Raw genomic sequence first — 11008 nt, forward strand, 5'->3', positions numbered from 1 at the left:
TCCACCGACAGTGTCTCGACGGCGAAGATTGGCGAAGGCCGAGGTGAGGTCCGATCTCCCCCCTTGAGGGGGAGATGGCCGGCAGGCCAGAGGGGGGTGCCTAGGCTCGGCATTCGAAAACCTACGCCACCGCCATCTGCTGCAGGCTGACCAGCCGAGAAATACCCTTCTTGGCCAGTCCCATCAGTGCCGAAAACTGCTCTTCGGAGAAGGGCTCGCCTTCCGCCGTGCCCTGGATCTCGACGATGCCGCCCTTGCCGGTCATGACGAAATTGGCGTCGGTGCCGGCCGAGGAATCCTCGAGATAATCGAGATCGATGACCGGCTGTCCGTCATGGATGCCGCAGGAGATCGCCGCGACATGGTCCTTGAGCACCTTGGAAACGCTGGCCATCTGGCGCGCTTCCATCCAGCGCAGGCAATCGTATAGCGCCACCCAGCCGCCGGTGATCGAGGCGGTGCGGGTGCCGCCGTCGGCCTGGATGACGTCGCAGTCGACGGTGATCTGCTGTTCGCCCAGGGCCTGCAGGTCGACAACGGCGCGCAACGAACGACCGATCAGCCGCTGGATCTCCAGCGTGCGGCCGCCCTGCTTGCCGGCGGAAGCCTCGCGGCGCATCCGCTCGCCCGTCGAGCGCGGCAGCATGCCGTATTCGGCCGTAACCCAGCCCTTGCCGGAATTGCGCATCCAGGCCGGCACCTTTTCCTCCAGGCTCGCCGTGCACAGCACATGCGTGTCGCCGAACTTCACCAGGCACGAGCCTTCGGCATGCTTGGAGACGCCGCGCTCGAAGGAGATGGCGCGCATTTCGTCGGGCTGGCGTTTGGAGGGGCGCATTCGGCCTTCTTTCCTATGGTTTTGGATTCGTCGGCGGCTTGTAGACGCATGCGGCGGATGGCGCAAAGGAAAAGGGCGCCAAGGAAACGGGGCGCCAAGGAAACGGCGGCGAAAATGGCCCGGGTTGCGCCAGGGAGGCTTAAGTCTATATCTTTCGATAGGAGGTTTTTCGCTGGAATGAACAAGGCAGTCGATCCCGCATCGCAGCCGCCCGTGCTTCAGTCGCTCGACATGCGCTCGCGCGACATCTTCCGGCGGATTGTCGATTCCTATCTGCGCGACGGCGAGCCGGTCGGCTCGCGCAGCCTGTCGCGCATCCTGCCGTCGTCGCTGTCACCGGCCACCATCCGCAACGTGATGAGCGACCTCGAGCATCTGGGGCTGATCTACGCGCCGCACATCTCGGCCGGCCGCCTGCCGACCCAGACCGGCCTGCGCTTCTTCGTCGATGCCTTCATGGAGCTCGGCGATCTGTCGGACGACGAGCGTCGCGTCATCGAGGCGCAGGTGCGTGCCTCGGGCTCGGGCGCCACGCTGGAGCATATGCTGACCGAGGCCAGCCAGATGCTCTCCGGCATGTCGCGCGGCGCCGGCCTGGTGCTCGCCGCCAAGAACGAGGTGGCTCTGAAGCACATCGAGTTCATCCAGTTGGAACCCACCAAGGCGCTCGCCGTCCTGGTGTCGCAGAGCGGCGATGTCGAGAACCGCGTTGTCGACCTGCCGGCCGGTATCACCGTCTCGCAGCTGCACGAGGCCTCGAACTTCCTCAACGCCCATATCCGCGGCCGCACGCTGGCCGAGGCCCGGGTCGAGATCGCGCGCATCAAGGACGAGACCAGGGCGGCTCTCGACACGCTGTCGCAGGAACTGGTCGAGAAGGGCCTCGCCGTCTGGGCCGGCGCCGAAAGCGGCCTGCCGGCGCGCCTCATCGTGCGCGGCCGCGCCAATCTTCTGGAAAACGTCACCGCCCAGGCCGATCTCGAATTGCTGCGCCATCTGTTCGAGGATCTGGAAACGCAGGACGGACTGCTGCAGCTCCTCGACCTCGCCGAGGAAGGTCCGGGCGTGCGCATCTTCATCGGCTCGGAGAACAAGTTGTTTTCGCTGTCCGGTTCGTCGCTCGTGGTCGCGCCCTATCGCGACAAGGATGCGCGCGTCGTCGGCGCGCTCGGCGTCATCGGCCCGACGCGATTGAACTATGCCCGGATCGTCCCGATGGTCGACTATACGGCCCAGTTGATTTCGCGCATGTTGAGGTAGGCGAGCGGGAAACGTCGCAAGGAGGGTGGAAATGGCGCTGGAATCGTTCAAGGCCCAGATCAGCCTGCTGCTCGAGGAGATGGTGAACCAGCCGGAAGACGATCACGAGATCCAGGAGCTACTGCGCGAGAAGCTCAGGGAAATGCGCGCCATGGGCCTGCCGCTGCCGGCCGATCTGGTCGCGTTGGAAAAGCAGCTCGACGACGATCTGGATATCGAAGAGAGCTGAACTGCCGGCGTTTCCCGTCAAAATCCGCATGCCCGGCTTCTCTTTTGGAAAGCCTGCCCGATATTCGCTGTCTGGTTGCTGATGCACGTTGGCGAATAACGGAGAACAGCATGATACGCATTGCCGGCCTTGCCGCCCTCGCTTTGTTCCTGGCCTCCGGCGCCGTCGCGCAGCAGGCCGATCAGCCCTTGCTCACCGGCAAAAAGGCCTTCGGTGACTGGAAGGCCGACCGGCCCGGCGTGCGGCGCCTCATCAGGCCCGACGATCTCCCGAAGCCGAATGTCGCCGAATCCGCCTCGAACGGCGGCGGTGTCACCGATCGCCCCGAGGATGCCACGCCAGCCCTCCCACCCGGCTTTTCGGCCGAGCTGGTGGCTTCGGGCATCAGCAGCCCGCGTGTCGTGCGCACGGCGCCGAACGGCGATCTCTTCGTCGCCGACAGCAGGGCGAACCAGGTCCGCGTCTATCGACTGGCCGAAGGCAGCGCCAAGTCCGCCGAGAAGTCGGTCTTTGCCAAAGGCCTGACCCGGCCCTACGGCATCGCCTTCTATCCGCCGGGCGACAAGCCGCAATGGGTCTATGTCGCCAACAGCAACAGCGTCGTCCGCTTTGCCTATCGCGACGGCGACCTCAAAGCTTCCGGCGAGCCCGAAACGATCGTCTCGGACATCCCGTCGAGCCATCACTGGACGCGCGACATCGCCTTTTCGCCCGACGGCAAAACGCTCTATCTCTCGGTCGGCTCGGGCTCGAATACCGCGGAGGGCATGGGAGCGAGGCCGAAGGGCGGCGTCGAAGAATGGGCGAGATCGGCACCGCTCGGCGCTACCTGGGGCGCGGAGGAAGGCCGAGCGGATGTGCTCGCTTTCGATCCTGACGGCAAGAACCGCAGGATGGTCGCCACCGGCCTGCGCAACTGCTCGGGCATGACGGTGCAGCCGGCCACGGGCGCGCTCTGGTGCGTCGTCAACGAACGCGACGAGCTCGGCGACAACGTGCCTTTCGAATATGCGACCGCCGTCAAGGAGGGAGCCTTCTATGGCTGGCCCTGGTACTATATCGGCGACAACGAGGATCCGCGCCACAAAGGCGCGCGGCCCGATCTCGCCGGCAAGGTCACGGTTCCGGACGTGCTGATCCAGGCACATTCGGCGCCGCTCAACATCGCCTTTTACGAGGGCGGCAACTTCCCGGCCGACTATAAAGGCGACGCCTTCGTCACCCTGCACGGCTCGTGGAACCGCAATGTCCGCACCGGCTACAAGGTGGTGCGGCTGAAGTTCAAGGACGGCAAGCCGACCGGCGAGTATGAGGATTTCGCCACCGGCTTCGTCATCGCGGACGATGCGGTCTGGGGCCGGCCGGTCGGTGTCGCGGTGGCGAAGGATGGATCGCTGATCATGACCGAGGACGGCAACGGCACGATATGGCGCGTCACCTACGGCGACGGCCGGTCCTGAAGCGGCGCTGGTGCAACCGAATCCGGCCGCAAGCAATTAACGCCGCCCCGACGCCGTGGTAAAAGGCCGCCGCTCTGGATCCCGATCTCGGGATAGCGCTGGGTTCAAGCCATGACACTGACAGGATTTCTCGCCTACAGCGCCGCCCTCGGCGTCGCCGCCGCCATTCCGGGCCCCGGCGTGACGGCGCTTGTTGCCCGCGCGCTCGGCTCCGGCTTCCGGTCGTCGCTGGCCATGTCGTTCGGTCTCATGCTCGGCGACATTACCTACCTCACGGCCGTCGTGCTTGGCCTCGCCTTCGTCGCCCAGACCTTCGGCATGGTGTTTCTCGCCATCAAATGGGCGGGCGTCGCTTATCTCGCCTTCCTTGCCTGGCGCTTCTGGACCAGCGGCATCTCGCCCGAAACGGTCGAGGCGCGGAAGAGCAAGAGCGGCCTGGCGTCGAGCTTCATCGCCGGGCTGACGGTGACGCTCGGCAACCCGAAGACGATGATCTTCTATCTCGCCATCACGCCGACCATCGTCAATCTGAAGACGATCACGCCGGCCGACTACGGCATACTCGTCGCGCTGACCGTCGTCGTGCTGTTCGTGGTGCTGGTCCCCTATCTGGCGCTGGCTGCCAAAGCGCGCTGGTTCCTGAAGTCGCCGCGCGCGCTGAAGGTGCTGAACCGCACCGCCGCCGGCTTCATGATGGGAGCGGCAGCCGCCATCGCGGCCCGTCAATAAGGCCCATTCTCAACCGGCCCCCATTTCGGGGAAAGCGTCCCCAAAACGGGCCGATCCAAAAAATGCATTTCCGGCGCGGGGAGGTTTTCAGCAATCGCCCCACTCGGAAATTTTGGGCGAGCAGCCTATCTTGCGCGGCTGAAAGCCTTATTCTGTTTGCCTATGCCTTTGCCTTGGGAGCGAAACCAATGAACAAGCCCGTCACCTCCGCGCGCGTCCCCGGCCGCGGCCGCATCTTCAACTCGATCACCGAGACGATTGGAGACACGCCGCTGGTGCGGCTGGATAAGTTCGCCAAGGAGAAGGGCGTCGTCGCCAACCTGCTGGCTAAGCTTGAATTCTTCAACCCGATCGCCTCGGTCAAGGACCGCATCGGCGTCTCGATGATCGAGGCGCTGGAGGAGGCCGGCAAGATTGCGCCGGGCAAGACCACGCTGATCGAACCGACCTCCGGCAACACCGGCATCGCGCTGGCCTTCGCCGCCGCCGCCAAGGGTTACAAGCTGATCCTCACCATGCCGGAGACAATGTCGGTCGAACGTCGCAAGATGCTGGCGCTGCTCGGCGCCGAATTGGTGCTCACCGAAGGCCCGAAAGGCATGAAGGGCGCCATCGCCAAGGCCGACGAGCTTGCCGCGACGCTGCCCAACGCCATCATCCCGCAGCAGTTCGAGAACCCGGCCAATCCGGAAATCCACCGCCGCACCACGGCGGAGGAGGTCTGGAACGACACCAATGGCGAGGTCGACATCTTCGTCGCCGGCATCGGCACCGGCGGCACGATCACCGGCGTCGGCCAGGTGCTGAAGAAGCGCAAGCCTTCGCTGCATGTGGTGGCAGTCGAGCCGGAAGCCTCGCCGGTGCTCTCCGGCGGCCAGCCCGGCCCGCACAAGATTCAAGGCATCGGCGCCGGCTTCGCGCCCAAGATGCTCGACACCACGATCTATGATGAGATCGTCAGGGTCTCGAACGAGGATTCGGTCGCCAATGCGCGCCTCGTCGCCCGCCTCGAAGGCGTGCCGGTCGGCATATCGTCGGGTGCCGCGCTGCAGGCGGCGATCGTCGTCGGCTCGCGGCCGGAAAACAAGGACAAGAACCTCGTCGTCGTCATTCCGTCCTTCGCCGAGCGCTATCTCTCGACGATCCTGTTCGACGGGCTGGGGGCCTAGGCGCTCATACCTCTAAGAATGGCTTCAGCCCCTCGCGGTCGTCATCCCAGGGCGAAGCAGGAGCGAAGCTCCGTCGCGTCGACCCTGGCATCCACGCCGTGACCGCGGCCAGGAAATGCCACGGTTCAGAGTGGATACCATCTGTCTTATGAGAGATTAACGGAGCCGCTGTTCCTCCGCAGAATGAACCGCAACGCTTGTGACCTGGAGACGTCACGGGATTGATCCTCGGGTCTGCGCGCGTCGCTTCGCTCCTTGCTCCGCCCGCGGATGACGAAGTCGGGAACGCCACGGCCAATCTCAAGAGCTTGCGGCCAGCGGCGCTCCCGGGATGATGCAAGCTGGATCGCTCAAAAAGCGTCTGTGGCAAGCGGAGCCCGGCTTGAGGAAGGCGCCGCTTCCGGTTCAAATCGCCGCCGGCCTCGAATCGGCCGGCGGGAGGATTTTATGTACAAGCTTTACACGCGTCCCGGCAGCGGCGGCTTCGTCGTCGAGGCGGCCCTGGCCATGGCCGGCGCGCCTTTCCGGCAGATCGACGTGCCGAAAAAGGATCCGCCCGATCCGGCTTTCCTCGCCATCAGCCCGCTGAACCAGGTGCCGGCGCTGACATTGCCCGACGGCCGGTCGATGACGGAATCGGCGGCGATCTGCATCCTGCTCGCCGAGCGTCATCCAGAAGCGCATCTGGCGCCGCAAGCGGGCTCGCCGGCGCGCGCCGATTTCCTGCGCTGGATGGCCTTCATGTCGTCGGCGCTCTATCCCGCGATCCTGAGGCTCTATTACCCCCACCGCTACACGGCCGACGCCGATGGCGTGCAGGTGGTCAAGGAGGCGGCTATCGCGGAAATGGATCGCGGCTTTGCCATTCTCGACAGCGCGCTCGCCGGCCGTGAGTGGCTGGCCGGTGAGGAACTTTCGCTTGCCGACATCTATCTCGTGATGCTGGTGGCCTGGCATCCCGACACCAAGAGCGCTCGCGTGGCCTGGCCGAACATCGAACGGCTGTGGGGCAAGTTGCGCCAGCATGCGATCATAAGGAAACTGAACCTTTCTCATGAGATGTGGCCGCAGGACTAGTTGCGAGAACTGGCCGTCTCGCCTCAGTTGCGGACTAGCTTCCCCCGCTCGGCCTGCAGGAAATGGCGCAAGGCCGGATCGCGCTCGAGGCCGATCGCCCGGTCGTAAGCCTCGGCGGCCTCGGCCGTCCTGCCGAGCCTGGCTAAGAGCTCGGCCCGCGCCGCCCAATAGGGCTGGTATTCGGCAAGCCGCTTATCGCCGCCGATCTCGTCGAGCGCGGCAAGACCCTCGGCTGCGCCCTCGGCTTCGGCGATCGCGACAGCGCGGTTGATCGCCACCACCGGCGAGCCGGCAATCGCCATCAGCGCGTCGTAAAGCTGGCGGATCGCGGTCCAGTCGGTGCGGCCGCTCCGCCGCCTTGCCGTGTGCGCCGACTGGACCGCAGCCTCCAATTGGTAGCGGCCGATGGTTCCCCTGATCGCGGCGCGCCTGAGCAGCGCTTCCGCCTCGTCGATCAGCTTGTCGTCCCAAAGCGCCACGTCCTGCTCAGCCAGCGGCACGAAGTCGCCGTCGGGGTCGCGCCGCGCCGTGCGCCGCGCTTCGGCGAAAAGCATCAGCGCCAGGAGCCCGAGCGTTTCCGGCTCGTCCGGGATCAGCGACGCGACAAGCCGGCCGAGCCAGATGCCTTCCGTGGCCAGGTTGCGTCGGCGCGTCTCGGTGCCGGCCGGATCCGACCAGCCCTCGGCGAAGGTGGCGTAAATCGCTTCCAGCACCGCCTCGAGCCGCTCGCCGAGCTCGGCCCGCTCCGGTACCCGGAAGGGGATGGCGGCCTCGCGGATGCGGCTCTTGGCGCGCACCAGGCGCTGGCCCATCGTCGTCGGCGAGACCAGAAAGGCCGAGGCGATGGTTGCGGCGTCGAAGCCAAGCACGGTCTGCAGGATCAGCGGCGCGCGTACGCTGGCCTCGATCGCCGGATGTGCGCAGGCAAACATCAGCCTCAGCCGCTCGTCGGGCAAATCCTCGTGCGTCATGCGCGCCTCCGCCTCTTCGGCAATCAGCTGCAGGTGGCCGCGGGCCGCCTCGCCGGTCAGCCGCCGCCGCACGGCGTCGACGTCGCGGCGGCGCGCCACCGCCAGCAGCCAGGCCTCCGGCTTTTCGGGCACGCCGCTCTTCGGCCAGCGCTCCAGTGCGGCGGCGAACGCGTCGGCCAGCGCGTCCTCGGCGCCGGCAACGTCGCGCATGCGAGCAGCGAGATAGGCAACCAGCTTGCCGTAGCTCTGCCGGGCGGCCGCCTCGGCCGCCGCCCGCGCCGTCTCCGGGCGCTTGTCCATATTGCTAGGACCGGTAGTCGGTCATTTCCCAGATCGGCCGCACCTCGACCGTGCCGGTGCTGGCTGCCGGGCAGCGCGCGCCCCATTCCATCGCGGTGTCGATGTCGGTCGCTTCGATCATGTAGAAGCCGGCAAGCTGTTCTTTTGTGTCGGCATAGGGACCGTCGAGCACATTGGTCTTGCCGTCGGCGAGCCGTATCGAAGTGGCCGCCTGGGTCGGACGCAGCCTTTCGCCGGCGAGGTACGCGCCGGATTTCTTCAAGGCTTCGGTATAAGCACCGTAGGCGGCAAGCGTCTGTTCGGTCTTGTCGCGCGGCGCATTCGCCATTGCCGCTTCGTCATTGTAGATCAAAAGCATGTATCGCATCGTCTTCTCCGTTTTCTCGAAGGCCGCGTCGTCGCGGGCCGACCTATGTCGTGCGGCCACGGCCGATTTCGACAGGCGCCGCGGAAATCTTTCGCCTCCAAAGCAATCGAGCGCAAGCCGGCGCTTTCGCCACCCCTCGATCGTTCGTCTAATGGCTGCAATTGCGGGTTGGCATTTGGCGTCTCCTGTCTAAACTCCCAGCTTCGCGCCGGCAGAGGCGGCGCGGCGCGACCATCTGGAGGAGGAAACCAAATGCTCGATTTCAGGACGAAATTTGTTGCCGCCGGCGCTTTGGCATTGTCGCTCGGCCTCGGCGCCATGTCGGCCGGGGCACAGGAATTCATCACCGTGCTGACCGGCGGCACGTCGGGCGTCTACTATCCCCTCGGCGTCGCGCTGTCGGAAATCTACGGTAAGGGCATCGAAGGCGCCCGCACCCAGGTGCAGGCAACCAAGGCATCGGTCGAGAACCTCAACCTGCTGCAGCAGGGCAAGGGCGAGATCGCCTTTGCGCTCGGCGATTCCGTCAAGCTCGCCGCCGAAGGCAACACCGAAGCCGGCTTCCCCGGCAAGCTCGACAAGCTGCGCGGCATCGCCGCCATCTATCCGAACTATATCCAGATCGTCGCCAGCAAGGAGTCCGGCATCAAGACTCTCGCCGACCTCAAGGGCAAGAGCCTGTCGGTCGGCGCGCCCGCCTCCGGCACCGAGCTCAACGCCCGCGCCATCTTCGCCGCCGCCGGGCTGAAATATGAGGATCTTGGAAGGGTCGAGTACCTGCCATTCGCCGAGTCGGTCGAGTTGATCAAGAACCGGCAGCTCGACGCCACGCTGCAATCGGCGGGCCTCGGCGTCGCCTCGATCCGCGATCTCGCCACTTCGGTGCCAATCAACGTCGTCGCCGTGCCGGCCGAGGACGTCGCCAAGATCGGCTCGCCCTATCTTTCGGTGATCATTCCCAAGGGCACCTATGAGGGCCAGACCGAGGATGTCGCCACCGCCGCGGTCGGCAATTTCCTTGTCACCCGGGCCGATGTTTCCGACGAGACCGCCTATCAGATGACCAAGCTGATGTTCGAGCATCTCGACCAGCTCGCCGCCGCCCATGCCGCCGCCAAGGCGATCGATCCGGCCAAGGCGCTGGACGGCATGCCGGTGCCGCTGCATCCCGGCGCGGAGAAATATTACAAGGAAAAAGGGCTGATCAAGTAAGCGAGGATGGCGCGGCAATCTGCTTTGGAGCGCGTCGGATGAGCAAAGCAACGCCTGGAACAACTACCGACGGCAACTCGACCACTTTTCATCTCCCCGTCGCCGAAGAACAGGTCGAAGGCCTGCCGCCGGGCTTCGGCGGCGGCATCGCCGGCAAGGCGGCCTTCCTGATTGCCGTCGCCTTCTCCGTTTTCCAGATCTACATCGCCGCCTATGGCAGCCTGCCCAGCCAGGTGGTGCGCGCCATGCATGTCGGCTTCCTGCTGCTGCTCGGCTTCGGCCTGATCGCCAACCTGCGCGCCACCGGCGTAGCGGTGAAGGCCGCGTTCTGGACGCTCGGCGCGCTCGGCTTCGGCACCGGCCTCTACAACTGGGTCTTCTACGCCGACCTCATCCGCCGCTCCGGCTTCCTCACCACGCCGGACCTGATCGTCGGCACGCTGCTGGTGGTGCTCGTCTTCGAAGCGGCAAGGCGGCTGATGGGGCTGCCGCTCGCGGTGATCGCCTTCATCTTCCTCGCCTATTGCTTCGTCGGCAATCACCTGCCGCCGCCCTTCATCCATCGCGGCTACGATTTCGCCCAGCTCGTCGACACCTTCGCCTTCGGCACCGAAGGCATATACGGCACGCCGGTCTATGTCTCGGCGGCTTACATCTTCATCTTCGTCGTCTTCGCCGCCTTCCTCGAACGCGCCGGCATGATCGCGCTGTTCAACGATTTCGCGCTTGGCCTGGTCGGCTCCTGGCGTGGCGGTCCGGCCCAGGTCTGCGTGCTCTCCTCGGCGCTGATGGGCACCATCTCCGGTTCGGGCGTCGCCAATGTCGTGGCGAGCGGCCAGTTCACCATTCCGCTGATGAAGCGCTTCGGCTTCCGCTCGGCCTTCGCCGGCGCGGTCGAGGCAACGTCCTCGATGGGCGGCCAGATCATGCCGCCGGTGATGGGCGCGGTCGCCTTCATCATGGCCGAGACGCTGAACGTCCCCTACGCCGAGGTGGTGAAGGCGGCGATCATTCCGGCGCTGCTCTATTTCGGCGCCTGTTTCTGGCAGGTGCATCTGGAGGCGGGCAAGGCCGGCCTGCACGGAATGGCCAAGGCTGAGCTGCCCAATCCCTGGGATGCGGTGCGGCAGCACTGGCCGCTGGTGCTGCCGCTTGCCGTGCTGGTTTACCTGCTCTTCGCCGGCTATACGCCGATCTTCGCCGGCACCATGGGCCTGGCGCTGACCATCGTGCTGATCCTCGGCACGCCGCTGGCGGCGCTGATCGGACCGTTCGCCTTCCGCGTCGTCTTCTGGCTGGCGCTCGGCCTTGCCGCCGCCTCCTTCATGCGCTTCGGCGTCAACATCCTCGGCCTCGTCATCGCGGCGCTCATTGTCGCCTGCGTCACTTTCAAGGG

At 65.6% G+C, this 11008-nt stretch carries 11 protein-coding genes; 8 read left to right on the plus strand and 3 right to left on the minus strand.

Going from position 1 to position 11008, the window contains the following annotated elements:
* Nucleotides 1-121 precede the first annotated feature (121 nt).
* The gene (rph, locus tag EOA32_RS25935) at nucleotides 122-838 is read right to left on the minus strand and encodes a ribonuclease PH (protein WP_067003199.1); all 717 of its coding nucleotides are present in this window, start codon (nucleotides 836-838) and stop codon (nucleotides 122-124) included.
* A gap of 177 nt (nucleotides 839-1015) precedes the next feature.
* Between rph and hrcA the strand changes: the two genes are divergently transcribed.
* The 6 genes from hrcA (at nucleotide 1016) to EOA32_RS25965 (ending at nucleotide 6762) form a co-directional block, all read left to right on the plus strand.
* Nucleotides 1016-2098: a heat-inducible transcriptional repressor HrcA gene (gene hrcA, locus EOA32_RS25940; RefSeq protein ID WP_067003197.1), complete on the plus strand. Its 1083-nt coding sequence runs from the start codon at nucleotides 1016-1018 to the stop codon at nucleotides 2096-2098.
* A 31-nt stretch (nucleotides 2099-2129) separates the two neighbouring features.
* Nucleotides 2130-2327, plus strand: coding sequence for a hypothetical protein (locus EOA32_RS25945; protein ID WP_067003314.1), 198 nt, complete (start codon nucleotides 2130-2132; stop codon nucleotides 2325-2327).
* Between the two features lie 110 nt (nucleotides 2328-2437).
* The gene (locus EOA32_RS25950) at nucleotides 2438-3787 is read left to right on the plus strand and encodes a sorbosone dehydrogenase family protein (protein WP_067003195.1); all 1350 of its coding nucleotides are present in this window, start codon (nucleotides 2438-2440) and stop codon (nucleotides 3785-3787) included.
* Nucleotides 3788-3898: 111 nt separating this feature from the next.
* Nucleotides 3899-4516: a LysE family translocator gene (locus EOA32_RS25955; RefSeq protein WP_095776782.1), complete on the plus strand. Its 618-nt coding sequence runs from the start codon at nucleotides 3899-3901 to the stop codon at nucleotides 4514-4516.
* Nucleotides 4517-4704: 188 nt separating this feature from the next.
* Nucleotides 4705-5685, plus strand: coding sequence for a cysteine synthase A (cysK, locus tag EOA32_RS25960; protein WP_128373233.1), 981 nt, complete (start codon nucleotides 4705-4707; stop codon nucleotides 5683-5685).
* A gap of 447 nt (nucleotides 5686-6132) precedes the next feature.
* Nucleotides 6133-6762, plus strand: coding sequence for a glutathione S-transferase family protein (locus EOA32_RS25965; RefSeq protein WP_128373234.1), 630 nt, complete (start codon nucleotides 6133-6135; stop codon nucleotides 6760-6762).
* A gap of 23 nt (nucleotides 6763-6785) precedes the next feature.
* On the opposite strand, the gene EOA32_RS25970 is transcribed toward EOA32_RS25965, so the two are convergent.
* Nucleotides 6786-8033, minus strand: coding sequence for a DUF6596 domain-containing protein (locus tag EOA32_RS25970; protein ID WP_128373235.1), 1248 nt, complete (start codon nucleotides 8031-8033; stop codon nucleotides 6786-6788).
* A 4-nt stretch (nucleotides 8034-8037) separates the two neighbouring features.
* Entirely contained in the window at nucleotides 8038-8400 is a 363-nt protein-coding gene (locus EOA32_RS25975) for a YciI family protein (protein ID WP_067003312.1), read from the minus strand.
* A gap of 252 nt (nucleotides 8401-8652) precedes the next feature.
* Between EOA32_RS25975 and EOA32_RS25980 the strand changes: the two genes are divergently transcribed.
* Nucleotides 8653-9612 carry a TAXI family TRAP transporter solute-binding subunit gene (locus EOA32_RS25980; RefSeq protein WP_067003186.1) on the plus strand — a complete coding sequence of 320 codons (960 nt, stop codon included), beginning with the start codon at nucleotides 8653-8655 and terminating at the stop codon, nucleotides 9610-9612.
* 38 nt (nucleotides 9613-9650) lie between these two features.
* A partial coding sequence (locus EOA32_RS25985) for a TRAP transporter fused permease subunit (protein ID WP_128373236.1) occupies nucleotides 9651-11008 on the plus strand: 1358 nt, incomplete at its 3' end.

It is taken from the genome of Mesorhizobium sp. M1A.F.Ca.ET.072.01.1.1 (assembly GCF_004023325.1).
GTDB lineage: Bacteria > Pseudomonadota > Alphaproteobacteria > Rhizobiales > Rhizobiaceae > Mesorhizobium.